Source organism: Shigella sp. FC1567, from assembly GCF_001743015.1.
GTDB lineage: Bacteria > Pseudomonadota > Gammaproteobacteria > Enterobacterales > Enterobacteriaceae > Escherichia > Escherichia coli.
Window position 1 is genome coordinate 1 of sequence record NZ_MIIV01000488.1, and the last position, 24031, is coordinate 24031.

At 52.4% G+C, this 24031-nt stretch carries 23 protein-coding genes and 5 pseudogenes; 15 read left to right on the top strand and 13 right to left on the bottom strand.

Annotation, left to right across the window (positions count from 1 at the left end):
* The 7 genes from BHE85_RS20370 to pspA form a co-directional block, all read right to left on the bottom strand.
* On the bottom strand, positions 1 to 257 hold a 257-nt coding region (locus tag BHE85_RS20370), incomplete at its 3' end, for an IS1-like element transposase (protein WP_024259250.1).
* A 28-nt stretch (positions 258 to 285) separates the two neighbouring features.
* Positions 286 to 402: a hypothetical protein gene (locus tag BHE85_RS20375; RefSeq protein ID WP_000810469.1), complete on the bottom strand. Its 117-nt coding sequence runs from the start codon at positions 400 to 402 to the stop codon at positions 286 to 288.
* Between the two features lie 210 nt (positions 403 to 612).
* Positions 613 to 927, bottom strand: coding sequence for a thiosulfate sulfurtransferase PspE (gene pspE, locus BHE85_RS20380; protein ID WP_000473109.1), 315 nt, complete (start codon positions 925 to 927; stop codon positions 613 to 615).
* A 74-nt stretch (positions 928 to 1001) separates the two neighbouring features.
* Positions 1002 to 1223: a phage shock protein PspD gene (gene pspD, locus BHE85_RS20385; RefSeq protein ID WP_001295585.1), complete on the bottom strand. Its 222-nt coding sequence runs from the start codon at positions 1221 to 1223 to the stop codon at positions 1002 to 1004.
* Positions 1224 to 1231: 8 nt separating this feature from the next.
* Positions 1232 to 1591 carry an envelope stress response membrane protein PspC gene (gene pspC / locus BHE85_RS20390; RefSeq protein WP_000907387.1) on the bottom strand — a complete coding sequence of 120 codons (360 nt, stop codon included), beginning with the start codon at positions 1589 to 1591 and terminating at the stop codon, positions 1232 to 1234.
* On the bottom strand, positions 1591 to 1815 hold the full coding sequence (pspB, locus tag BHE85_RS20395) for an envelope stress response membrane protein PspB (RefSeq protein ID WP_001274963.1): 225 nt from the start codon (positions 1813 to 1815) through the stop codon (positions 1591 to 1593). The genes pspC and pspB overlap by 1 nt, the downstream gene beginning before the upstream one ends.
* Before the next feature lie 53 nt (positions 1816 to 1868).
* Positions 1869 to 2537: a phage shock protein PspA gene (gene pspA / locus BHE85_RS20400; protein ID WP_000511031.1), complete on the bottom strand. Its 669-nt coding sequence runs from the start codon at positions 2535 to 2537 to the stop codon at positions 1869 to 1871.
* Between the two features lie 166 nt (positions 2538 to 2703).
* Here pspA and pspF point away from each other — a divergent pair, with 166 nt between their 5' ends.
* Complete coding sequence (gene pspF, locus BHE85_RS20405) at positions 2704 to 3681, top strand: phage shock protein operon transcriptional activator (protein WP_000852838.1); 978 nt, start codon at positions 2704 to 2706, stop codon at positions 3679 to 3681.
* A gap of 119 nt (positions 3682 to 3800) precedes the next feature.
* Here the strand turns inward: pspF and puuE are convergent.
* The 5 genes and pseudogenes from puuE to puuD all read right to left on the bottom strand — a co-directional run bounded on the left by puuE (position 3801) and on the right by puuD (position 9483).
* Positions 3801 to 5065 (bottom strand): annotated as a pseudogene (gene puuE, locus BHE85_RS20410) (4-aminobutyrate transaminase).
* A gap of 37 nt (positions 5066 to 5102) precedes the next feature.
* A pseudogene (gene puuB / locus BHE85_RS20415) lies at positions 5103 to 6372 on the bottom strand (gamma-glutamylputrescine oxidase).
* 1 nt (position 6373) lies between these two features.
* Positions 6374 to 7861 (bottom strand): aldehyde dehydrogenase PuuC, encoded by a 1488-nt coding sequence (gene puuC / locus BHE85_RS20420; RefSeq protein WP_001009115.1) that lies wholly within the window; start codon positions 7859 to 7861, stop codon positions 6374 to 6376.
* A 274-nt stretch (positions 7862 to 8135) separates the two neighbouring features.
* Entirely contained in the window at positions 8136 to 8693 is a 558-nt protein-coding gene (puuR, locus tag BHE85_RS20425; RefSeq protein WP_001278727.1) for an HTH-type transcriptional regulator PuuR, read from the bottom strand.
* Between the two features lie 26 nt (positions 8694 to 8719).
* Positions 8720 to 9483: pseudogene (gene puuD / locus BHE85_RS20430) on the bottom strand (gamma-glutamyl-gamma-aminobutyrate hydrolase).
* Positions 9484 to 9694: 211 nt separating this feature from the next.
* On the opposite strand from puuD, the gene puuA reads away from it, so the two are divergent.
* The 13 genes and pseudogenes from puuA (at position 9695) to rnb (ending at position 23626) form a co-directional block, all read left to right on the top strand.
* Entirely contained in the window at positions 9695 to 11113 is a 1419-nt protein-coding gene (puuA, locus tag BHE85_RS20435; RefSeq protein ID WP_004984356.1) for a glutamate-putrescine ligase, read from the top strand.
* A 148-nt stretch (positions 11114 to 11261) separates the two neighbouring features.
* A pseudogene (locus tag BHE85_RS20440) lies at positions 11262 to 11427 on the top strand (YmjE family protein).
* Positions 11417 to 12802 carry a putrescine/proton symporter PuuP gene (gene puuP, locus BHE85_RS20445; RefSeq protein ID WP_000996853.1) on the top strand — a complete coding sequence of 462 codons (1386 nt, stop codon included), beginning with the start codon at positions 11417 to 11419 and terminating at the stop codon, positions 12800 to 12802. The pseudogene BHE85_RS20440 and the gene puuP overlap by 11 nt, the downstream one beginning before the upstream one ends.
* Before the next feature lie 133 nt (positions 12803 to 12935).
* Positions 12936 to 13160: a DUF2543 family protein gene (locus BHE85_RS20450; RefSeq protein ID WP_242412333.1), complete on the top strand. Its 225-nt coding sequence runs from the start codon at positions 12936 to 12938 to the stop codon at positions 13158 to 13160.
* 332 nt (positions 13161 to 13492) lie between these two features.
* On the top strand, positions 13493 to 15136 hold the full coding sequence (gene sapA / locus BHE85_RS20455; protein WP_001250213.1) for an ABC transporter substrate-binding protein SapA: 1644 nt from the start codon (positions 13493 to 13495) through the stop codon (positions 15134 to 15136).
* The gene (sapB, locus tag BHE85_RS20460) at positions 15133 to 16098 is read left to right on the top strand and encodes a putrescine export ABC transporter permease SapB (RefSeq protein ID WP_000583277.1); all 966 of its coding nucleotides are present in this window, start codon (positions 15133 to 15135) and stop codon (positions 16096 to 16098) included. Before sapA ends, sapB begins: the two co-directional genes overlap by 4 nt.
* A complete protein-coding gene (gene sapC, locus BHE85_RS20465; RefSeq protein WP_001146163.1) occupies positions 16085 to 16975 on the top strand; it encodes a peptide ABC transporter permease SapC in 891 nt (296 codons plus the stop codon). The genes sapB and sapC overlap by 14 nt, the downstream gene beginning before the upstream one ends.
* On the top strand, positions 16975 to 17967 hold the full coding sequence (gene sapD, locus BHE85_RS20470; protein WP_001128853.1) for a peptide ABC transporter ATP-binding protein SapD: 993 nt from the start codon (positions 16975 to 16977) through the stop codon (positions 17965 to 17967). Before sapC ends, sapD begins: the two co-directional genes overlap by 1 nt.
* A 1-nt stretch (position 17968) precedes the next feature.
* Complete coding sequence (sapF, locus tag BHE85_RS20475) at positions 17969 to 18775, top strand: peptide ABC transporter ATP-binding protein SapF (RefSeq protein ID WP_000573407.1); 807 nt, start codon at positions 17969 to 17971, stop codon at positions 18773 to 18775.
* A gap of 67 nt (positions 18776 to 18842) precedes the next feature.
* Complete coding sequence (locus tag BHE85_RS20480) at positions 18843 to 19196, top strand: DUF559 domain-containing protein (protein WP_000968844.1); 354 nt, start codon at positions 18843 to 18845, stop codon at positions 19194 to 19196.
* A gap of 367 nt (positions 19197 to 19563) precedes the next feature.
* Complete coding sequence (gene fabI, locus BHE85_RS20485) at positions 19564 to 20352, top strand: enoyl-ACP reductase FabI (protein ID WP_000506490.1); 789 nt, start codon at positions 19564 to 19566, stop codon at positions 20350 to 20352.
* A 144-nt stretch (positions 20353 to 20496) separates the two neighbouring features.
* A complete protein-coding gene (locus BHE85_RS20490; RefSeq protein ID WP_039064162.1) occupies positions 20497 to 21624 on the top strand; it encodes a carboxymuconolactone decarboxylase family protein in 1128 nt (375 codons plus the stop codon).
* Between the two features lie 67 nt (positions 21625 to 21691).
* Complete coding sequence (gene rnb / locus BHE85_RS20495; RefSeq protein ID WP_000484972.1) at positions 21692 to 23626, top strand: exoribonuclease II; 1935 nt, start codon at positions 21692 to 21694, stop codon at positions 23624 to 23626.
* 77 nt (positions 23627 to 23703) lie between these two features.
* Here the strand turns inward: rnb and BHE85_RS20500 are convergent.
* Positions 23704 to 23807, bottom strand: a pseudogene (locus tag BHE85_RS20500) (hypothetical protein).
* A gap of 59 nt (positions 23808 to 23866) precedes the next feature.
* On the opposite strand from BHE85_RS20500, the gene BHE85_RS20505 reads away from it, so the two are divergent.
* On the top strand, positions 23867 to 24031 hold a 165-nt coding region (locus tag BHE85_RS20505), incomplete at its 3' end, for an IS1 family transposase (RefSeq protein ID WP_047664789.1).

The window sequence follows — 24031 nt, forward strand, 5'->3', positions numbered from 1 at the left end:
TTTTTTAAGTGACGTAAAACCGTGTTGAGGCCAACGCCCATAATGCGTGCACTGGCGCGACATCCGACGCCATTCATGGCCATATCAATGATTTTCTGGTGCGTACCGGGCTGAGAGGCGGTGTAAGTGAACTGTAGTTGCCATGTTTTACGGCAATGAGAGCAGAGATAGCGCTGATGTCCGGCAGTGCTTTTGCCGTTACGCACCACGCCTTCAGTAGCGGAGCAGGAAGGACATCTGATGGAAATGGAAGCCACGCAAGCACCTTAAAATCACCATCATACACTAAATCAGTAAGTTGGCAGCATTACCCTCAAGACGCGTTACAAGTTTCTGTAAATGAGTTGCGGTAAATGTTCCACCGTAGATTTCGTCCAGGTAATCAGTAATTTTCTGTTTCATGTTGCCTTTCAGTGGTAGCGATCCCATGAAACGAGAGACTACTCCGCAGAAAATAAACTGTCAATTGAGCACAAGGGTTTTAGTCACGCAGGAAATCATTTTTTACCAGGGAAAAAGCGTATTTGTGAGCTGACGCAAATAATCTATGGGGATGTAAATAAGGTGTGACAGAAAAAAAACGGCGCATAAGCGCGCTCATGGTGAATTCTTTTAACCTTTGACCTTCGGCATTGCGATGTCTTTCAAGCCACCGGCGTTCTCAACGTGGGTATATCCCATCTCGCTAAGGATCTCTTTTGCTTGCCCTGACTGGCGTCCGGCATTGCAATACACTTTCACGGTGTCGTTTTTATCCGGAACGGCGGTGGCAATGCGCTCTTTCACTTCCTTCAGGGGAATATTGATGGCCCCCTGAACGTGCTCTTGCTGATACTGCTCTGGAACACGAACATCGATCCAGTGTTCAGCGGCGAAAACGGGCAGTGAAAACACCAGTGCCAGAGCAAGTAAGCCTTTTTTAAACATGTAAGCGTCCTTCTATGGATGAAAATTGCCATCCATTATACGCCTGAGATTTAACAATTTTTGCGAAACTCCCCTCACCTTTTATAACGCTGTGCCAGTTTATTAGCAGCCCGACTTAACAGCGGTTCCAGCGCCACAGCCAGCAACATTTTCAGCGGTCGGCGAGCAACTGATTTTATCGCCCAGCCCGCTACACCCGCCGGGCCATAGCGCAGTGCGGTAAGAAGTACCAGCTTGCCTGCTAATTTGAAACCAGGCTTTACCTTTTGCCCGGCCTGTTGCCAGCGAGTATTCATAACTTTCCTCACAGTTGACGGAAACGGCTACGTAACGTGAAAGTATCGGAAGTGACATAACGTTCCATCTCGCGTAAACGCGTTTCACTTGCCGCCAGTTCACGGTCGACTTCATCCAGCAATTCGCTGCTGGAGGGTAGCTGCTCACCAAAGGCCATGTTGTCCGGCATTGGATCAAGCGCAAATGACAAAATGATGTAAGCAACCAGGGTAAACAGCGCCAGACCGAAGAAAATCGACAGCACCACCAGGATACGCACCAGTTTTACCGGTACATCAAAATAGTTGGCAATCCCGGCGCAGACGCCGCGGACCATGCCCTGCTGTGGAATACGCCATAATTTTTTATTGAGATTAATGCCCGCCATTAGCGATCCCTCCAGTTCGGATGTTCTGCATCAAGAATAGATTCCAGCGCCTGAATACGTTCGCGCATCCGTTTTGCTTCATCAGCCAGTTGCGCTAATCGCTGCTGCTCACTTTGCGACAATTCACTGCGACCAGAACGATTGCTGTAATGCAGCCATAACCAGATCGGTAAAACAAACAGCACAAAAATGGTTAACGGAATAGCCAGAAATAGCGCGCTCATAAGTACTCCTTAGACGATGAGCGGCGGCGCGTTCGGACGCCGCCTAGATGTTATTATTGATTGTCTTGCTTCATTTTGGCTTTTAATTGTGCCAGTTGTTCGCTGATTGCATCATCGGCTTTCAGTTCGGCAAACTGATCGTCCAGCGATTTTTGTTTACCGAAGCTGTGGCTTTCTGCTTCCGCTTCCATCTGGTCAATACGACGTTCGAAAGATTCGAAACGAGCCATTGCTTCATCCAGTTTGCCACTGTCCAGCTGACGACGCACATCGCGCGACGAGTTTGCCGCCTGATGGCGTAACATCAATGCCTGCTGGCGAGCGCGTGTTTCGCTCAATTTGTTTTCCAGCTCACCGCTCTCTTTCTTCATGCGTGCCAGCGTATCGTCCACCAGCGTCACTTCATGTTCCAGACTCTTAATCAGATCGGTCAGTTTCTGTTTTTCAATTAACGCCGCACGTGCCAAATCCTCTCTCTCTTTCAGCAGCGCCAGTTCGGCTTTTTCCTGCCATTCAACTTCACGCGCCGACGCTTGTTCAATACGGCGAGTCAGCTGTTTCTTTTCTGCCAACGCACGCGCCGAAGTAGAACGTACTTCAACCAGTGTATCTTCCATCTCCTGGATCATCAGACGCACCAGTTTCTGTGGATCTTCCGCTTTCTCTAACAGAGCGTTGATGTTGGCATTCACGATGTCGGCAAAGCGAGAAAAAATACCCATAATGTTGTCCTCTTGATTTCTGCGTTCAGGATTGTCCTGCTGAACTGTTAATACAATTTGCGTGCCAATTTTTTATCTTTTTGATTTATAAAGATCTGATTGAAGAATCATCAGCAACATGCCAGGATGAATTAGCGAATTACACTAACAAGTGGCGAATTTCATCATGGCAGAATACAAAGATAATTTACTTGGTGAGGCGAACAGCTTTCTCGAAGTGCTGGAACAGGTTTCGCATCTCGCACCGCTGGACAAACCGGTGCTCATCATCGGCGAACGCGGCACCGGTAAAGAGCTGATTGCCAGCCGCCTGCATTATCTCTCCTCCCGTTGGCAAGGGCCGTTTATTTCCCTTAACTGCGCGGCGTTAAATGAAAATCTGCTGGATTCCGAACTGTTTGGTCACGAAGCGGGGGCGTTTACCGGTGCGCAAAAACGTCATCCAGGGAGATTTGAACGTGCCGACGGCGGTACGCTATTTCTTGATGAACTCGCTACGGCACCGATGATGGTGCAGGAGAAATTATTGCGCGTGATTGAGTACGGTGAACTGGAGCGCGTTGGCGGCAGCCAGCCATTGCAGGTGAATGTGCGGTTGGTATGCGCGACGAATGCCGATCTCCCGGCGACGGTCAATGAAGGCACTTTTCGCGCTGACCTGCTCGACCGACTGGCTTTTGATGTTGTACAACTGCCACCACTGCGCGAGCGCGAAAGCGACATAATGTTGATGGCAGAACACTTTGCCATCCAGATGTGTCGGGAAATCAAGCTGCCTCTGTTCCCGGGGTTTACGGAGCGCGCCAGAGAAACATTGCTGAATTATCGTTGGCCGGGAAATATTCGTGAATTGAAAAACGTGGTGGAACGTTCAGTGTATCGCCACGGCACCAGCGATTATCCGCTTGATGACATCATTATTGATCCCTTTAAACGGCGTCCGCCTGAAGACGCTATCGCCGTTTCAGAAACCACCTCGCTTCCAACACTGCCGCTGGATTTACGTGAGTTTCAGATGCAGCAGGAAAAAGAGTTGCTGCAACTCAGTTTGCAACAAGGGAAATATAACCAGAAGCGCGCGGCTGAATTACTGGGGTTAACTTATCATCAGTTCCGCGCGTTGTTGAAAAAGCACCAGATTTAGCGAAGTTGAGCAATACAACTTGCCGGATGCGGCGTGAATGCTTTATTCGGCATACATAATCAATAAGTCGTTTGCAGGCCTGATAAGCGCAGCGCATCAGACATTATTGCGTTGGGCTATTAATCGCTCAGCGCATCCTGCAAATTTTCATTGCCGCATCGAATTGCGCATCCGGAATGGTCAGCGGATACAGGAAGCGAATCACGTTGCCGTATGCGCCACAGGTCAGCAGGAGCAGCCCCTGCGCCAGCGCGCGTTGCTGGATTTTCTGTGCAATCGCCGCTGACGGCTCGCCCGTTTGCGGATCGTTAAACTCTGCCGCAATCATCGACCCCAGGCCGCGTACCGCAGCAATGGCCGGAACGCTTTCTTTGGCATCAATCAACGTGTTTTTGAGACGCTGGCCCAGTTGATTCGCGCGTTCGCAGAGTGATTCTTTGTCGATAATATTGAGCACCGCGTGCGCGGCAGCCACCGCCAGCGGGTTCCCGGCGTAGGTGCCACCCAACCCGCCCGGCGCGGGCGCGTCCATAATATTCGCGTTACCGACCACGCCCGAAAGCGGCATCCCGCCCGCGAGGCTTTTCGCCATCGTCATTAAGTCCGGCTTATCGGCGTAATGATCCATGGCAAACAGTTTACCGGTACGCGCAAAGCCGCTTTGCACTTCATCGGCAATCATCACAATACCGTGCTCGTCGCACAGGCGGCGAATGGCGGCAACCAGCTCTTTTGGCGCAACGTTGAAACCGCCCTCGCCCTGCACCGGTTCGAAAATAATGGCCGCCACCTGCTTCGCTTCAATGTCCGATTTAAACAAGCGTTCGATGGCGTCGAGGGAGTCCTGTGTTGAAATGCCGTGTAAATCTGACGGATAAGGTACGTGATACACCGAACCAGGGAACGGGCCGAAGCCGATTTTGTACGGCGCAACTTTTCCGGTCAGCGCCATGGTCATATATGTACGACCGTGGAAGCCGCCGCTAAACGCAATCACGCCAGGTCGTCCGGTATGGGCGCGAGCAATTTTCACCGCGTTTTCCACCGCTTCCGCGCCGGTAGTGAAGAATGCGGTTTTAGCCTGCCCGCTCACTGGGGCAAGGGCGTTAATTTTCTCCGCCAGCGTGACGTAGCTTTCGTACGGCACAATCTGATACGCCGTGTGGGTAAACTGTTGCAATTGCTGCTCCACCGCCGCGACCAGATCAGGGTGGCGATGCCCGGTATTCAGCACCGCAATGCCTGCGGCGAAATCGATGTATTCGTTGCCCTCTACGTCCTTCAGCGTAGCGTTTTCTGCCGACTGGGCGAAGAAGTTACACATCACGCCAACCCCGCGTGGGGTAGCAGAAAGACGACGCTGATGGAATTCATTGTTGCTCATGTTTCACACCTTTTGACTCTTCACTGTTAATCGGAAATTAAACGCCCAGACGATCGCGCAGGCTGTAATAAGCCGCGCCCATCGCGGTAAATGGCACGCGCAGCGTGCGCCCGCCGGGGAACGGGTAATGCGGCAGATTGGCGAAGGCATCGAAACGCTCGGCGTCACCGCGCAGCAGTTCAGCAATCAAACGCCCGGCGAGGTGGGTACAGGTGACGCCGTGGCCGCTGTAGCCCTGCATGTAATAGATGTTGGTATCGAGGCGACCGAACTGCGGCATCCGTGAAAGGGTCAGCAGGAAGTTGCCCGTCCAGCGATAGTCGATTTTGACGCCCTTCAGCTGCGGGAAGGTTTTCAGCAGTTTCGGCACAACAAGACGCTCAACGTCATCCGGGTCGCGCGCGCCGTAGACCACGCCGCCGCCGTACAGCAAACGGTTGTCGGCGGTAAGACGGTAGTAATCAAGCAGATAATTACAGTCTTCCACACAGTAGTTTTTCGGGATCAGCGAACGGGCTAAATCTTCCGACAGCCGTTCGGTGGTGATCACCTGCGTGCCGCACGGCATGCTGCGTTTCGCCAGTTCCGGCTCTACTTTATCGCCCAGATACGCATTCCCGGCGACAATCACATACTTCGCCGTCACCTGACCTTTGGCAGTGCGCACAACGGCTGGCGTGGTGTGCTGGATCTGCGTCACGGCAGAAAGTTCATACACGCGCCCGCCGTTGAGGCGGATGGCGTCCGCTTCGCCAATGGCGAGGTTTAGTGGGTGAATATGCCCACCGCTGTGATCCAGCAGCGCACCGGTATAGCGATCGCTGGCTACTTCACGGCGAATGGCGTTGGCGTCCAGCAATTCCAGCTGTTTATTGCCGTAGCGTTCCCAGTTCTCTTTCTGCTCTTCAAGTGTGGCGAGCTGTTTATCATTCATCGCCACAAACAGGCTGCCGGGGCGGTAGTCGCAGTCAATCTGATAACGTTTGATACGTTCGCGGATGATCTCACCACCTTCGAACATCATGCTGCCGAGCATAGGGGCGGTGTCCATGCCGTAGCTTTTTTCGATCACGTCGATGTCGCGGTTGTAGGAGTTCACAAGCTGCCCGCCATTGCGCCCGCTTGCGCCAAAGCCGATGCGTGAGGCTTCGAGAACCACTACGTCAAAGCCCGCTTCCGCCAGATGCAGCGCGGAGGAGAGCCCGGTATAGCCGCCGCCAACCACGCAAACGTCGCAGGTGATTGACTCATTCAGGGTGTCGAATGGCACGTATTTATGCGTAATAACTGCTGGTATGTTCGGTCATTTCAGGCCTCCAGGCTTATCCAGATGGTTTTCAGTTCGGTGAATTTTTCAAGGGCATGCAGGGATTTGTCGCGACCGTTGCCGCTCTGCTTATAGCCGCCAAACGGCACGGTCATATCGCCGTCGTTGTAGTTATTGACGAAGACGGAACCGGCTTTCAGGCGGCGGCTCATACGGTGCGCGCGGGAGAGGTCGCGCATCCATACCGCCGCGCCAAGGCCGTACTGGCTGTCGTTGGCAAGCTGTAGCGCCTGTTCTTCTGATGTGAAACGCGTGACCACCAGCACCGGACCGAAAATCTCTTCGCGGCTTAAGGACGCATTCGGGTCTACATCCACAAAGATGGTCGGGCCGATGGCGGCAGCCAGCCCGGCGTTACGGCCATCCAGCAGCAGTTGCCCTTTGCCTTCGCCCTCACGAATAAAGCTATGGACCGAGTCGGCGTGGGCGCAGTCGATTAAAGTGCCCATGGTGGTTGCGGGGTCAAGCGGATGGCCCGGCTGCCAGTTTTGCGCCTGCTGTTTTAACAGGGCTAAGAATTCATCGGCGATGCTCTCTTCCAGCAACAGGCGTGTTCCGGCGATGCACACCTGACCCTGGTTGTAGAAGATGCCTGCTGCGGTGGAGCTCGCCGCTTTTTGCAGATCCGAACAATCGGAGAAAACGATGTTGGCGCTTTTGCCGCCCGCTTCCAGCCAGACGCGTTTCATGTTGCTGTCGCCCGCATCTTTCAGCAGCTGTTTCCCGGTACGGGTTGAACCGGTAAAGGCAATGGCGTCGATATCGTTATGACGCGACAGCGCCTGCCCCGCTTCATGACCAAAACCCGTCACCACGTTCAACACACCATCCGGCAAGCCTGCTTCTTTCGCCAGCCCCACGAGACGAATCGCACTGAGCGGTGATTTTTCAGACGGTTTTAGAATCACGCTGTTTCCCGCCGCCAGCGCCGGGCCGAGTTTCCAGCAAGTCAGCAACAGCGGGAAGTTCCACGGCACGATGGCGGCAATCACGCCGACCGGTTCACGCACGATCATCGCCAGCTCATGGCTACTGGTGGTCGCCACTTCGCCATACACTTTGTCGATCGCTTCGGCGTACCAGCGAATGGCGCGCGCCGCGCCGGGAATATCATCACGCAGACTGTGACGAATCGGTTTGCCGGTGTCGAGAGTTTCCAGCAGTGCCAGCTCTTCGGCGTGGGCTTCCATTAAATCGGCGAGTTTATTCAGTACCGCTTTACGTTTAGCCGGAGAAGAGAGTGACCAGTCGCCGCGTTCAAATACGCCGCGTGCTGCGCTCACCGCACGGTCGATATCGACGCTCTTGCCGCGGGCAATTTTCGCCAGCGGTGCCTGGGTGACTGGATCAACGGTTTCAAAGGTTTCATTTTCCGCCGCAGCAGTATATTCACCGTTAATAAATAAGCGGTTTTCAATGGCGAGACTTAACGCTTTATCCTGCCAGTAAGCCAGATGATGAAAATTCATTATGACTCCTGTTTTACGTCTATCAGATATATGCAGTTTGTGAACGTCAGGGCGCAGAGATCCCCGGGCCGTATGCCCGTTTATTTCTGGCGACATTCTTTATATACACTTCATCCTTCAAGCCGCCTCTGCCTTGGCTGCGTTCGCTCCCCCGAATCACTTACCTGAGTAAGCTCATCGGGATTCGCTCACTTGCCGCCTTGATGCAACTTGAATGATTTTGTGTATAGATTGCCGGGCGCATTGCGCTTACCCGGCTTACAGAACAAAAAGATTAAAACGTGGTGGGCGTATGGGCGCTGATAATTCGGCAAATACCTGCCGACGTATTACTGAAACTGTGCGGGATGCCGGTATTAATGGCATAACTTTGACCCGCGACGAGGTGGTAATCCTGACCATTAATCGTCAGAACAATTTCACCTTCCAGTACTGTGCCTATTTCCTCACCCTGATGCTTAATTCTTTCCCCAGTGGTTGTGCCCGGCTGGTACGTTTCAAAGATCATCGCCAGCGTGCGATTCGGGTTACCGTTATGAACCAGCTTCATTGACACACCCTGACTGCCCATCTCAATTAAGTCGTCCTGATTAATGACGACCTGCGGCTCATCAGGTTTTTCCGGCTCGGAAAAGAATTCCGAGAGTGACAGACCATACACCTTCAGCAGCTTTTGCAGCGTACTGATGGCAGGGCTGACTTTATCTTGTTCTATCGTACTGATAGCACTGTGAGTCAGCCCGGAGAGTTCGGCGGCACGACGTTGTGAAAGCCCCTGCTGCTGGCGGATTTCCGACAAGCGTTTTCCTGGCGCCAGTCCCTCATCACTCATATTTGCATTTCCTTAAACTGTAGTGGTCAGAGTCGCTGTTTTTCAGCGATATGGTGCTGACAAGCGGTGATAAAGCCCTCGAACAATATACGCGAAAGAGCGTACTCGCTACTGTTCCATTCCGGGTGCCACTGTACGCCCAGCGCAAAAGGATGATTGATGACGCTAACCGCCTCAACTAAGCCATCCGGCGAGCGAGCTTCAACACGCAACCGTGGGCTAACGACCTTCGCCCCTTGTCCATGTAGAGAGTTTACCCAAAAGTTGCTACATTCAGGTAACAACGCAGACAGTAATCCCCCCTCTTCAACCTGAACTTCATGCGACGGTGCATATTGCTGTTCCACCGGCAGTTCGGATCTTCCCGATGTTCCAGCAATTCAGGCTGTTCGCACAGCTTGCGATGCAACGAACCACCGGTTGCCACCACCAGTTCTTGTAAACCCCGGCAGATGGCGAAAATGGGGATGCGCCTTTCGAGTGCGGCATTAATTATCGCCATGCTCAGAAGATCACGCCCGGGATCGGCGTCAGGCTCATCGCCGTTTTCACCATATAGGTGCGGCTGCACATTGCTGGGACTACCAGGAAGATAAATGCCATCGAGTTTCGGCAAAAGTTGTTCAAGTAACGACGGTTCCGCCAGCGCATGTGGTAGCGCAATTGGCAAGCCGCCTGCGTGGATGATGGCATTCAGGTACTTTTCTTGCAGAGTCTGGGTCGCATGACCCTTAAGCCTGTTCCTGCACATTACGACACCGATAACCGGATTGTTCATTATATTTTTCATGCTCAATCTCACAAAGTGGACTAAATTATCGCCATTACTGCGCTTTAAATGACCTTTATGTTCAATATTTTTTCAATCTAGCAGTGGGTTTTCATTTTTGCAAACTAAATTTAACATTTGGCAAACATTTAGTTTGCATACAGATTCGAATGGTGGTCATTATATTTTACGCTTTGATAACGAGCGGAAAACAAACCAAAGGCGAAGAATCATGGAAACCAATATCGTTGAAGTAGAGAACTTTGTTCAGCAGCCAGAAGAGAGGCGGGGTAGCGCCTTTACGCAGGAAGTGAAACGCTACCTGGAGCGCTACCCGAATACGCAATATGTTGATGTTTTACTTACTGATTTGAATGGTTGCTTCCGTGGAAAACGTATCCCTGTTTCAAGCCTGAAGAAGTTGGAGAAAGGGTGTTATTTCCCGGCCTCGGTGTTTGCAATGGATATTCTGGGCAACGTAGTAGAAGAAGCGGGTCTGGGTCAGGAAATGGGCGAGCCGGATCGTACTTGTGTTCCTGTTCTCGGTTCCTTAACCCCTTCTGCCGCCGATCCAGAGTTTATCGGTCAGATGCTCCTGACCATGGTCGATGAAGATGGCGCTCCCTTTGACGTTGAGCCGCGGAACGTTCTTAACCGCCTGTGGCAGCAGCTACGCCAGCGCGGATTGTTCCCGGTTGTAGCGGTAGAGCTGGAGTTCTATTTACTGGATCGTCAGCGCGACGCTGAAGGGTATCTGCAACCGCCCTGCGCGCCCGGCACCGATAACCGCAATACACAAAGCCAGGTTTACTCCGTTGATAACCTCAACCACTTCGCCGACGTGCTCAATGATATTGATGAACTGGCGCAGTTACAGTTAATTCCCGCCGACGGTGCGGTCGCCGAAGCCTCGCCGGGTCAGTTTGAAATCAACCTTTACCATACCGATAACGTGCTGGAAGCCTGCGATGATGCGCTGGCGCTAAAACTCCTGGTGCGTCTGATGGCAGAAAAGCATAAGATGCACTCCACTTTTATGGCGAAGCCGTATGAAGAGCACGCGGGCAGCGGGATGCATATCCATATCAGTATGCAAAATAATCGTGGCGAGAATGTGCTTTCTGACACAGAAGGCGAAGATTCGCCGCTGCTGAAAAAGATGCTCGCCGGGATGATTGACCTGATGCCGTCGTCGATGGCGTTGCTGGCACCAAACGTGAACTCGTATCGCCGCTTCCAGCCGGGAATGTATGTGCCGACGCAGGCGTCGTGGGGCCATAACAACCGCACCGTCGCCCTGCGTATTCCGTGCGGCGACCGTCATAATCACCGCGTGGAATATCGCGTGGCGGGTGCCGATGCCAACCCATATCTGGTGATGGCAGCGATTTTTGCCGGTATTTTGCATGGCCTTGATAACGAGCTGCCGTTGCAGGAAGAAGTCGAAGGCAACGGGCTGGAACAGGAAGGCTTACCCTTCCCGATTCGCCAGAGCGATGCCCTGGGTGAGTTTATCGAGAATGATCACCTGCGCCGCTATTTAGGCGAACGGTTTTGCCATGTGTATCACGCCTGTAAAAATGATGAGCTGTTGCAGTTTGAGCGCCTCATCACAGAAACAGAAATTGAGTGGATGTTGAAAAACGCATAGTACCCCTTGCGGGGTTGTTTCATCGACCTGAGCGGAGCCAGGCCTGACATTTGCTGGTAATCCAGACATTTCCCGGATGTCGCGTTATGGAGCGCAGGCGGCAACGGGCTTCCGTTAACGATTAAGACTGTGACGAGGAAATGAGATGATGCCGATGATTAAATCCCCGCATGGCGAGGGAGGCTGCGTATGCGCCCCTCCTGCTACTGACTGGACTCCGTCCCCTTTGCTTCCCTTGCTAAACAGGTTTGATTTCAGGTCGACACGACCGCAAACCTTATTACGCAGGGGGAGGCAGCAATTATGGCTATTAATTCACCACTGAATATTGCTGCGCAACCCGGCAAAACCCGTCTGCGAAAATCACTGAAATTGTGGCAGGTGGTGATGATGGGTCTGGCCTATCTCACGCCGATGACCGTATTTGATACTTTTGGTATTGTCTCCGGCATTAGCGACGGTCACGTTCCGGCGTCCTATTTGCTGGCGCTGGCGGGCGTGCTGTTTACCGCTATCAGCTACGGCAAACTGGTTCGCCAGTTTCCGGAGGCCGGTTCGGCCTATACCTACGCGCAAAAGTCGATTAACCCGCACGTCGGATTTATGGTCGGCTGGTCATCGCTGCTGGATTATCTCTTTTTGCCGATGATCAACGTCTTGTTGGCGAAAATCTATCTCTCCGCCCTCTTCCCGGAAGTGCCGCCGTGGGTGTGGGTAGTAACCTTCGTCGCCATTTTAACCGCCGCGAATCTGAAGAGCATCAACCTGGTCGCTAACTTCAATACCCTGTTTGTACTGGTGCAAATCTCCATCATGGTGGTGTTTATCTTCCTGGTAGTTCAGGGACTGCATAAAGGAGAAGGCGTTGGCACCGTCTGGTCACTTCAGCCGTTTATCAGCGAGAACGCGCACCTGATCCCGATTATTACCGGGGCGACGATTGTCTGTTTCTCCTTCCTCGGTTTCGATGCGGTGACCACGCTTTCGGAAGAGACGCCGGACGCCGCACGCGTGATCCCGAAAGCCATCTTCCTGACGGCGGTCTACGGTGGCGTTATCTTTATCGCGGCGTCGTTCTTTATGCAGCTGTTCTTTCCCGATATCAGCCGCTTTAAAGATCCGGATGCCGCACTGCCTGAAATTGCGCTGTACGTCGGCGGCAAGCTCTTCCAGTCGATTTTCCTCTGCACCACGTTTGTGAACACGTTAGCCTCTGGCCTGGCTTCACATGCCAGCGTGTCGCGTCTGCTGTATGTGATGGGGCGTGACAATGTGTTTCCGGAGCGCGTGTTTGGCTATGTGCACCCAAAATGGCGGACTCCGGCACTCAACGTCATTATGGTCGGGATTGTCGCGTTGTCGGCGCTGTTCTTCGATTTAGTTACCGCCACAGCGTTAATTAACTTCGGTGCTCTGGTGGCGTTTACCTTCGTGAATCTGTCGGTGTTTAATCATTTCTGGCGGCGTAAAGGAATGAATAAAAGCTGGAAGGATCACTTCCACTATTTGCTGATGCCGCTGGTTGGCGCGCTGACGGTGGGTGTGCTGTGGGTTAACCTCGAGTCAACGTCACTGACACTCGGTCTGGTATGGGCTTCGTTAGGCGGCGCATATTTATGGTATCTGATCCGCCGCTATCGCAAAGTGCCGTTGTATGATGGTGACAGAACGCCGGTGAGTGAAACGTAATAGTCGGATGCGCGGCGCATTATCCTGCCGGAGGGTAATGCACCGCGCCATTAACTATAAAAAGATGTATGACCCGGATCACGAGTGCTATCATCCGCCCTTATGCTTAGCGCATTAACCCCAGGGGCAAATAATGAACCACGATATCCCGCTAAAATATTTTGATATTGCCGATGAGTACGCGACCGAATGCGCAGAGCCTGTCGCAGACGCTGAACGCACACCGCTGGCCCACTACTTCCAGTTACTGCTCACCCGTTTGATGAACAATGAAGAGATCAGCGAAGAAGCCCAACATGAAATGGCTGCTGAAGCGGGATTAATCCCGTACGCATTGATGAGATCGCAGAGTTTTTGAATCAATGGGGTAATGAGTAATTATTTAATTGCAGACGATCGGTCAGTATCGTTGTCCGGATAAAGCGTTCACGCCGCATCCGGCTAACAATGACACGCACTGCAGCGTGCTTTAATGGGTTTCTCACGATCGTACCGCTCTGCTCCTCGCTAAGTTGTTCTGTGAGTTATAGTTATAGAGGAAGCACGGGTACGAATGTTGAACAGATGGCGACGCCACCTGTTCAACGACCAACCACACGGCCCTCATTACGACCCCTGAACACAAACGGTAATGGCAAATGTCATTAAATATTAGTAAGATAGCCTCTTTACATAAAATCCCTTAATATTATGCGCCAGGTATTATCGTCTCTTTTGGTGATTGCTGGACTTGTGAGTGGTCAGGCAATCGCCGCGCCTGAATCCCCCCCGCATGCTGATATCCGCGACAGCGGTTTTGTCTATTGCGTCAGCGGGCAAGTCAACACCTTTAACCCATCCAAAGCGAGCAGTGGGTTAATTGTCGATACCCTTGCCGCCCAGTTTTATGATCGACTGCTGGATGTCGATCCCTATACCTATCGCCTGATGCCGGAACTTGCCGAAAGCTGGGAAGTACTCGACAACGGCGCGACCTATCGCTTCCACCTGCGTCGCGATGTTCCGTTTCAAAAAACCGACTGGTTTACTCCCACTCGTAAAATGAATGCCGACGATGTGGTGTTTACCTTCCAGCGAATTTTTGACCGCAACAACCCGTGGCATAACGTCAACGGCAGCAACTTCCCCTACTTCGACAGCCTGCAATTTGCCGATAACGTGAAAAGCGTCCGCAAACTGGATAATCATACCGTTGAGTTCCGACTCGCCCAGCCGGATGCTTCTTTTTTGTGGCACCTCGCAACCCATTATGCTTCGGTCATGTCGGCAGAATATGCCCGGAAGTTAGAGAAAGAAGATCGCCAGGAGCAACTCGACCGTCAACCGGTCGGCACCGGTCCGTATCAGTTGTCGGAATACCGCGCCGGGCAATTTATTCGCCTACAACGTCATGATGACTTCTGGCGCGGTAAACCGTTAATGCCGCAGGTAGTGGTGGATTTAGGCTCCGGCGGCACCGGACGTCTGTCGAAACTCCTGACCGGGGAATGCGACGTTCTGGCCTGGCCTGCTGCCAGCCAGCTATCCATTTTGCGTGACGACCCGCGCTTGCGTTTAACGCTGCGTCCTGGGATGAACGTCGCCTATCTGGCATTTAACACCGCCAAACCGCCGCTAAATAATCCCGCTGTCCGCCATGCACTGGCACTGGCGATTAATAACCAGCGCCTGATGCAATCCATCTATTATGGTACGGCTGAAACGGCGGCCTCTATTTTACCGCGCGCCTCGTGGGCCTATGACAACGAGGCTAAAATTACTGAATACAATCCGGCGAAATCGCGCGAACAGTTGAAGGCGTTGGGGCTGGAAAACTTAACGCTGAAACTGTGGGTGCCCACACGTTCGCAGGCGTGGAACCCCAGTCCACTGAAAACTGCCGAACTGATTCAGGCGGATATGGCGCAGGTTGGCGTAAAAGTGGTGATTGTGCCGGTAGAAGGTCGCTTTCAGGAGGCGCGGTTGATGGATATGAGCCATGATCTGACGTTATCCGGTTGGGCGACGGACAGTAACGACCCGGACAGTTTCTTCCGTCCTTTACTGAGCTGCGCGGCAATTCATTCACAGACCAACCTCGCCCACTGGTGCGATCCGAAATTCGACAGCGTGTTGCGTAAGGCGCTCTCCTCGCAGCAGCTGGCGGCGCGTATTGAAGCCTATGACGAAGCGCAGAGTATTCTGGCGCAGGAATTGCCCATTTTGCCGCTGGCGTCGTCATTGCGTTTGCAGGCCTATCGGTACGATATCAAAGGTCTGGTACTTAGCCCGTTTGGTAACGCCTCCTTTGCTGGGGTGTATCGCGAGAAACAGGATGAGGTGAAAAAACCATGATTATCTTCACCTTACGCCGCATTTTGTTATTGATTGTCACCTTGTTCCTGCTGACCTTCGTTGGCTTCAGCTTGAGCTATTTCACCCCTCATGCGCCGTTACAAGGCGCGTCACTGTGGAATGCCTGGGTGTTCTGGTTTAACGGCCTGATCCACTGGGATTTTGGTGTTTCCAGCATTAACGGTCAACCGATTGCCGAACAGTTAAAAGAGGTCTTCCCGGCGACGATGGAACTGTGCATCCTCGCCTTCGGTTTTGCGCTGATTGTTGGCATCCCCGTGGGGATGATTGCCGGGATTACGCGCCATAAGTGGCAGGATAACTTGATCAACGCCATCGCCTTACTGGGCTTTTCAATCCCGGTGTTCTGGCTGGCGCTTCTGTTGACGCTGTTTTGTTCACTCACGCTAGGTTGGTTGCCCGTTTCAGGGCGTTTCGATCTGCTCTACGAAGTGAAACCGATTACCGGTTTTGCGTTGATTGATGCCTGGCTTTCGGACTCACCATGGCGGGATGAAATGATCATGAGCGCAATCCGCCATATGATATTGCCCGTGATCACCCTGTCGGTTGCGCCAACAACTGAAGTGATCCGCCTGATGCGTATCAGCACTATCGAAGTGTATGACCAGAACTATGTAAAAGCGGCGGCGACCCGCGGTTTGTCGCGCTTTACTATTTTGCGTCGCCACGTTCTGCATAACGCGTTACCGCCGGTTATTCCTCGCCTGGGCTTACAGTTTTCCACCATGCTGACGCTGGCGATGATCACCGAAATGGTTTTTAGCTGGCCGGGTTTAGGGCGCTGGTTAATTAACGCCATCCGCCAGCAGGATTACGCAGCCATTTCCGCCGGAGTGATGGTGTGTGGCTCACTGGTCATTATTGTTAACGTGATTTCTGATATTTTGGGTGCCATGGCTAACCCTCTGAAACATAAGGAATGGTATGCCTTACGATAGCGTATACAGCGAAAAGCGCCCGCCGGGCACGCTGCGTACCGCCTGGCGCAAATTTTATAGTGACGCCTCTGCGATGGTCGGCCTGTACGGCTGCGCGGGGCTGGCTGTACTGTGTATTTTTGGCGGCTGGTTTGCGCCTTACGGCATCGACCAGCAATTTCTCGGTTATCAATTATTGCCGCCATCATGGTCGCGCTATGGCGAAGTTTCTTTCTTCCTGGGGACTGACGACCTCGGACGCGATGTTTTAAGCCGTTTACTGAGCGGAGCTGCGCCAACCGTGGGTGGCGCATTTGTGGTGACGCTTGCCGCGACGATCTGTGGCCTAGTACTGGGCACCTTCGCCGGGGCGACACACGGCCTCCGCTCAGCGGTGCTTAACCATATTCTGGATACCTTACTGGCGATCCCTTCGCTGCTGTTGGCAATTATCGTTGTAGCGTTTGCCGGACCGAGTTTGTCCCACGCTATGTTTGCTGTCTGGCTGGCATTGCTGCCGCGTATGGTACGTTCGATTTACAGCATGGTGCATGACGAACTGGAAAAAGAGTACGTTATCGCCGCCCGTCTGGATGGCGCATCAACGCTGAATATTCTCTGGTTTGCTGTGATGCCAAACATCACCGCCGGGCTGGTCACCGAGATCACCCGCGCACTGTCGATGGCAATTCTCGATATCGCCGCGCTGGGCTTTCTCGATCTCGGCGCACAACTCCCCTCGCCTGAATGGGGAGCGATGCTCGGTGATGCGCTGGAACTGATTTATGTCGCCCCGTGGACTGTCATGCTGCCAGGTGCGGCAATTATGATTAGCGTGTTGTTGGTTAACCTCCTTGGCGATGGCGTTCGTCGTGCGATTATTGCGGGGGTGGAATAATGCCATTACTCGATATTCGTAACCTGACCATTGAATTTAAAACCGGTGATGAGTGGGTTAAAGCCGTCGACCGGGTAAGTATGACCTTAACCGAAGGTGAAATCCGCGGTCTTGTTGGTGAATCCGGTTCCGGCAAGAGTTTGATTGCGAAAGCGATTTGTGGGGTGAATAAAGATAACTGGCGTGTTATTGCTGACCGTATGCGTTTTGATGATATCGATTTGCTGCGTCTCTCCGCACGCGAACGGCGCAAACTGGTTGGCCATAACGTGTCGATGATTTTCCAGGAACCGCAGTCGTGTCTTGACCCTTCAGAACGTGTGGGTCGCCAGTTGATGCAAAACATCCCAGCCTGGACCTATAAAGGCCGTTGGTGGCAGCGTTTTGGCTGGCGCAAACGCCGTGCCATTGAACTGCTGCACCGCGTGGGGATTAAAGATCACAAAGATGCGATGCGCAGTTTTCCCTATGAGTTGACCGAAGGTGAATGTCAGAAAGTGATGATAGCCATTGCACTGGCGAATCAACCGCGTCTGCTGATTGCTGACGAACCGACCAACTCAATGGAGCCAACAACCCAGGCGCAAATCTTTCGCCTGCTGACGCGTCTCAACCAAAACAGCAATACCACTATTTTGCTTATCAGCCATGACTTACAAATGCTTAGCCAATGGGCGGATAAAATTAACGTGCTTTACTGCGGTCAAACAGTGGAAACCGCGCCGAGTAAGGAGTTGGTGACGATGCCACATCATCCTTATACCCAGGCGCTGATCCGCGCGATACCAGACTTCGGCAGCGCGATGCCGCATAAAAGTCGCCTCAATACGCTGCCCGGCGCTATCCCACTGCTGGAACAGTTACCGATTGGTTGTCGTCTGGGGCCACGTTGCCCGTATGCACAACGAGAATGCATTGTGACGCCACGTTTGACGGGGGCGAAAAATCATCTCTATGCCTGTCATTTCCCGCTGAACATGGAGAAAGAGTGAGATGATCGAAACGCTGCTTGAAGTGCGTAATTTAAGTAAAACGTTCCGCTACCGGACCGGCTGGTTTCGCCGTCAGACCGTAGAAGCGGTAAAACCCTTGAGCTTTACGCTACGTGAAGGCCAGACACTGGCGATTATTGGCGAGAATGGTTCGGGTAAATCCACGCTGGCAAAAATGCTGGCGGGAATGATAGAGCCTACCAGCGGCGAGTTATTGATTGACGATCATCCACTGCATTTTGGCGATTATTCCTTCCGCAGTCAGCGTATTCGCATGATTTTTCAGGATCCTTCGACCTCGTTGAATCCCCGTCAACGTATCTCGCAAATTCTGGATTTTCCACTGCGCCTGAACACCGACCTGGAACCGGAACAGCGTCGCAAACAGATTATTGAAACGATGCGTATGGTTGGGCTGCTACCGGATCACGTCAGTTACTATCCGCATATGTTGGCACCCGGACAAAAACAGCGTCTGGGTCTGGCGCGCGCGCTGATATTGCGCCCAAAAGTCATTATTGCCGATGAAGCACTCGCTTCACTGGATATGTCGATGCGTTCGCAGTTGATTAATCTGATGCTGGAGTTACAGGAAAAACAGGGCATTTCGTATATTTATGTTACCCAGCATATCGGAATGATGAAGCACATTAGCGACCAGGTGCTGGTGATGCATCAGGGCGAGGTTGTCGAGCGAGGCAGCACCGCGGATGTGCTGGCATCGCCGCTGCATGAACTCACCAAACGGCTGATTGCCGGGCACTTTGGCGAAGCATTGACAGCGGATGCGTGGCGTAAAGATCGCTAATTTTCTGAATCCTCCTTCCAGATTATCCACCTCATTCTGACAAGAGATTAAATCTTGTCAGAATGAGGTGATGGATAAAATAAAATCAAATGCGCGTGATTTAAGACGCAATCTCACTTTGCAGGAACGAAAGCTCTGGCGATATCTTCGCAGCCGACGTTTTGGTGATTTCAAATTTCGCCGTCAACATCCGGTGGGGAGCTACATTCTCGATTTTGCTTGCTGCTCGGCGCGCGTAGTCGTTGAGCTGGATGGTGGGCAGCATGATTTGGCAGTTGCCTATGATACCAGGCGCACTAGCTGGCTTGAGTCGCAGGGCTGGACCGTGCTGCGTTTCTGGAATAACGAGATTGATTGTAATGAGGAGGCGGTGCTGGAGATTATTCTGCAGGAACTGAACCGCCGATCACCCTCACCCTGAAAGGGCGAGGGGGCCGACCGAGCCGAATAGCTGTTGTGGTGAAAACATGGAGACTGTGCTGGAGAATATTCGGCAAGGTCTGAACCATCCCAGCCATCGCCATAAAAGGGTTAGGGGCTGTATGAGCCTGTTTGTTGCTGGGGTAACAATATTTGCACAATATGGTCCCCTCGCCCCTCTGGGGAGAGGGTTAGTGTAAGGGGAAAAGCGCCCACCCTGCCGCAGCCTGCTCCGGTCGGACCTAGCAACTATAGCTACTCACAGCCAGGTTGATTATAATAACCATTTATCTGTTCGTACTGTTTACTAAAACGACGAATCGCCTGATTTTCAGGCACAACAAGCATCAACAATAAGGATTAAAGCTATGGGTTTTCTTTCCGGTAAGCGCATTCTGGTAACCGGTGTTGCCAGCAAACTATCCATCGCCTACGGTATCGCTCAGGCGATGCACCGCGAAGGAGCTGAACTGGCATTCACCTACCAGAACGACAAACTGAAAGGCCGCGTAGAAGAATTTGCCGCTCAATTGGGTTCTGACATCGTTCTGCAGTGCGATGTTGCAGAAGATGCCAGCATCGACACCATGTTCGCTGAACTGGGGAAAGTTTGGCCGAAATTTGACGGTTTCGTACACTCTATTGGTTTTGCACCTGGCGATCAGCTGGATGGTGACTATGTTAACGCCGTTACCCGTGAAGGCTTCAAAATTGCCCACGACATCAGCTCCTACAGCTTCGTTGCAATGGCAAAAGCTTGCCGCTCCATGCTGAATCCGGGTTCTGCCCTGCTGACCCTTTCCTACCTTGGCGCTGAGCGCGCTATCCCGAACTACAACGTTATGGGTCTGGCAAAAGCGTCTCTGGAAGCGAACGTGCGCTATATGGCGAACGCGATGGGTCCGGAAGGTGTGCGTGTTAACGCCATCTCTGCTGGTCCGATCCGTACTCTGGCGGCTTCCGGTATCAAAGACTTCCGCAAAATGCTGGCTCATTGCGAAGCCGTTACCCCGATTCGCCGTACCGTTACTATTGAAGATGTGGGTAACTCCGCGGCATTCCTGTGCTCCGATCTCTCTGCCGGTATCTCCGGTGAAGTGGTCCACGTTGACGGCGGTTTCAGCATCGCTGCAATGAACGAACTCGAATTGAAATAATCATTCTGTTGGTAAATATTGGGCGGCGTTCTGCCGCCCGTTATCTCTGTTATACCTTTCTGATATTTGTTATCGCCGATCCGTCTTTCTCCCCTTCCCGCCTTGCGTCAGGATAACGATTTCCTTTACGACCAAGGAGCGCCCATGGAACAACGCCACATCACCGGCAAAAGCCACTGGTATCATGAAACGCAATCCAGTACTGCGGAGTATGACGTTCTGCCTCTGGTCCCGGAAGCCGCAAAGGTCAGCGATCCCTTTCTGCTCGACGTGATCCTTGATGAAGAAACGCTAGCTCCCTTCCTTTCATGGCTGGTCCCTGCGCGCGTTCTTGCAGTGGAATTGTTCCCTGACCAGCTTACCGTGACCCGTTCACAGACCTTCACCGCTTATGAACGCTTGTCTACGGCCCTGACGGTTGCTCAGGTTTGCGGCGTCCAGCGGTTATGTAACTACTATTCGGCGCGACTTACGCCGCTCCCCGGGCCTGATTCCTCTAGGGAAAGCAATCATAGGTTGGCACAAATCACGCAATATGCCCGCCAACTGGCTAGCTCGCCTTCTATTATCGACAACCGATCGCGCCAGCATCTGAATGACGTCGGTCTTACTGCCAGGGACTGTGTAATCATTAACCAAATCATTGGTTTTATTGGCTTTCAGGCGCGGACCATTGCGACATTTCAGGCTTATCTCGGGCACCCGGTACGCTGGTTACCCGGTCTGGAAATACAAAACTACGCCGACGCGTCACTGTTTGCTGATGAATCAATACGCTGGCGAAGCAGCTATGAGGTGGAAAAACTACCTGAAGAGTACACAAAAAGTTCAACAGCAGAACTTTGCCAACTGGCCGAAACACACTCTCTCCACCCTATTTCACTTTCCCTTCTCGAAAGGTTGTTAAACAGTACACGGGTTAATACACAGCCGGATAATAAGCTTGCGGCGTTGTTATGCGCGCGGATAAATGGCAGTCCTGCTTGTTTTGCCGCCTGTATGGATTCATCAAATGAATATAAAAAAATCAGCCCCCTTCTGCGCAAGGGCGAAAATGAAATTAACCAATGGGCTGACCGTCATTCTGTTGAGCACGCTACCGTTCAGGCGATACAATGGCTGACCCGAGCACCCGATCGCTTTAGCACCGCCCAGTTCAGCCCTTTACTCGAACACGAACAATCATCAACGCAGATTATTAATCTGCTGGTATGGAGCGGGCTGTGTGGCTGGATAAATCGCTTAAAAATCGCGTTGGGTGAGACATATTAACCTTGCCGCGTCAGACAGATTCGCGTAAAACTGTCAGCCGCTCTAATGGCCACCAAAATAGACAATTATGTTTCAGGACAACCCGCTGCTAGCGCAGCTTAAACAGCAACTGCATTCCCAGACGCCACGCGCTGAAGGGGTGGTAAAAGCCACAGAAAAAGGCTTTGGCTTCCTGGAAGTCGACGCGCAAAAAAGTTATTTCATTCCGCCGCCGCAGATGAAAAAAGTCATGCATGGCGACCGAATTATCGCGGTGATCCACAGTGAAAAAGAACGTGAATCCGCAGAGCCAGAAGAACTGGTTGAACCGTTCCTGACTCGTTTCGTGGGTAAAGTTCAGGGCAAAAATGACCGTCTGGCCATCGTTCCTGATCATCCACTCTTAAAAGACGCCATTCCTTGCCGCGCAGCCCGTGGCCTGAACCACGAGTTTAAAGAAGGCGACTGGGCGGTTGCCGAAATGCGCCGTCATCCGCTGAAAGGCGATCGTTCTTTCTATGCTGAATTGACACAATACATCACTTTTGGTGACGACCACTTTGTACCGTGGTGGGTTACACTTGCGCGCCATAATCTGGAAAAAGAAGCACCAGACGGCGTCGCTACCGAAATGCTCGATGAAGGTCTGGTTCGTGAAGATCTGACCGCGCTGGATTTTGTCACCATCGACAGTGCCAGCACAGAAGATATGGATGACGCCCTTTTCGCTAAGGCGTTGCCGGATGACAAACTTCAGCTGATTGTGGCGATTGCCGATCCAACCGCGTGGATTGCTGAAGGCAGCAAGCTGGACAAAGCCGCGAAAATTCGCGCATTCACCAACTATCTGCCTGGCTTCAACATCCCTATGCTGCCTCGCGAGCTTTCTGACGATCTCTGCTCACTGCGCGCCAATGAAGTCCGCCCGGTACTGGCATGCCGCATGACGCTCTCCGCTGATGGCGCCATTGAAGATAATATCGAATTCTTTGCCGCCACCATCGAATCCAAAGCAAAGCTGGTGTATGACCAGGTTTCTGACTGGCTGGAAAATACCGGTGACTGGCAGCCTGAAAGTGAAGCAATTGCCGAACAAGTCCGTTTGCTAGCGCAAATTTGCCAACGCCGCGGCGAGTGGCGTCATAACCACGCACTGGTGTTTAAAGATCGCCCGGATTACCGCTTTATTCTCGGTGAAAAAGGTGAAGTGCTGGATATCGTCGCCGAGCCTCGTCGCATTGCCAACCGTATCGTCGAAGAAGCGATGATTGCCGCTAACATTTGTGCGGCCCGCGTACTGCGCGATAAGCTCGGTTTTGGCATCTATAACGTGCATATGGGCTTTGATCCGGCGAATGCCGACGCGCTGGCAGCGTTGCTGAAAACGCACGGTCTGCATGTCGATGCCGAAGAAGTGCTCACGCTGGACGGTTTCTGCAAACTGCGTCGTGAACTGGACGCGCAACCAACTGGTTTCCTCGACAGCCGCATTCGTCGCTTCCAGTCATTTGCTGAAATTAGCACTGAACCCGGTCCTCACTTTGGCCTCGGTCTGGAAGCATACGCCACCTGGACTTCGCCGATCCGTAAATATGGCGACATGATCAACCACCGTCTGCTGAAAGCGGTTATCAAAGGCGAAACTGCGACGCGCCCACAGGATGAAATCACTGTCCAAATGGCCGAGCGTCGCCGTCTCAACCGGATGGCAGAACGTGATGTTGGTGACTGGTTATACGCACGCTTCCTGAAAGACAAAGCCGGGACCGACACCCGTTTCGCAGCGGAAATTGTCGATATCAGCCGTGGCGGCATGCGTGTGCGTTTGGTTGATAACGGCGCTATCGCCTTTATTCCGGCACCTTTCTTACACGCTATGCGCGATGAACTGGTTTGCAGCCAGGAAAACGGCACTGTACAAATTAAAGGTGAAACGGTTTACAAAGTAACTGACGTTATTGACGTCACCATTGCCGAAGTCCGCATGGAAACCCGCAGCATTATTGCGCGCCCGGTCGCGTAATCTCCTTTCACGGCCTATTCCTCATGGATGGGCCGTTTATTTCCCCGCTCTACCTTCGTTATATCCAGGCAGATTTTTTAACTGACTTTCGTTTGAAAACTGGCGTTTTTCCAAAACTGGATTACAAATAAATATATAAAAAAACAATGCGTTTAGCCGCCGTTAATTTCATGTAAGTCATGTTGGGTAATGCTGCCAACTTACTGATTTAGTGTATGATGGTGATTTTAAGGTGCTTGCGTGGCTTCCATTTCCATCAGATGTCCTTCCTGCTCCGCTACTGAAGGCGTGGTGCGTAACGGCAAAAGCACTGCCGGACATCAGCGCTATCTCTGCTCTCATTGCCGTAAAACATGGCAACTACAGTTCACTTACACCGCCTCTCAGCCCGGTACGCACCAGAAA

Coding starts and splice junctions, on each gene's coding strand:
- puuR (WP_001278727.1), bottom strand. CDS start 8,693: ATGAGTGATGAGGGACTGGCGCCAGGAAAACGCTTGTCGGAAATCCGC.
- rnb (WP_000484972.1), top strand. CDS start 21,692: ATGTTTCAGGACAACCCGCTGCTAGCGCAGCTTAAACAGCAACTGCAT.
- puuC (WP_001009115.1), bottom strand. CDS start 7,861: ATGAATTTTCATCATCTGGCTTACTGGCAGGATAAAGCGTTAAGTCTC.
- sapC (WP_001146163.1), top strand. CDS start 16,085: ATGCCTTACGATAGCGTATACAGCGAAAAGCGCCCGCCGGGCACGCTG.
- sapF (WP_000573407.1), top strand. CDS start 17,969: ATGATCGAAACGCTGCTTGAAGTGCGTAATTTAAGTAAAACGTTCCGC.
- BHE85_RS20450 (WP_242412333.1), top strand. CDS start 12,936: ATGAACCACGATATCCCGCTAAAATATTTTGATATTGCCGATGAGTAC.
- sapB (WP_000583277.1), top strand. CDS start 15,133: ATGATTATCTTCACCTTACGCCGCATTTTGTTATTGATTGTCACCTTG.
- puuP (WP_000996853.1), top strand. CDS start 11,417: ATGGCTATTAATTCACCACTGAATATTGCTGCGCAACCCGGCAAAACC.
- sapD (WP_001128853.1), top strand. CDS start 16,975: ATGCCATTACTCGATATTCGTAACCTGACCATTGAATTTAAAACCGGT.
- fabI (WP_000506490.1), top strand. CDS start 19,564: ATGGGTTTTCTTTCCGGTAAGCGCATTCTGGTAACCGGTGTTGCCAGC.
- pspD (WP_001295585.1), bottom strand. CDS start 1,223: ATGAATACTCGCTGGCAACAGGCCGGGCAAAAGGTAAAGCCTGGTTTC.
- puuA (WP_004984356.1), top strand. CDS start 9,695: ATGGAAACCAATATCGTTGAAGTAGAGAACTTTGTTCAGCAGCCAGAA.
- pspE (WP_000473109.1), bottom strand. CDS start 927: ATGTTTAAAAAAGGCTTACTTGCTCTGGCACTGGTGTTTTCACTGCCC.
- pspA (WP_000511031.1), bottom strand. CDS start 2,537: ATGGGTATTTTTTCTCGCTTTGCCGACATCGTGAATGCCAACATCAAC.
- pspF (WP_000852838.1), top strand. CDS start 2,704: ATGGCAGAATACAAAGATAATTTACTTGGTGAGGCGAACAGCTTTCTC.
- BHE85_RS20375 (WP_000810469.1), bottom strand. CDS start 402: ATGAAACAGAAAATTACTGATTACCTGGACGAAATCTACGGTGGAACA.
- sapA (WP_001250213.1), top strand. CDS start 13,493: ATGCGCCAGGTATTATCGTCTCTTTTGGTGATTGCTGGACTTGTGAGT.
- pspC (WP_000907387.1), bottom strand. CDS start 1,591: ATGGCGGGCATTAATCTCAATAAAAAATTATGGCGTATTCCACAGCAG.
- BHE85_RS20490 (WP_039064162.1), top strand. CDS start 20,497: ATGGAACAACGCCACATCACCGGCAAAAGCCACTGGTATCATGAAACG.
- pspB (WP_001274963.1), bottom strand. CDS start 1,815: ATGAGCGCGCTATTTCTGGCTATTCCGTTAACCATTTTTGTGCTGTTT.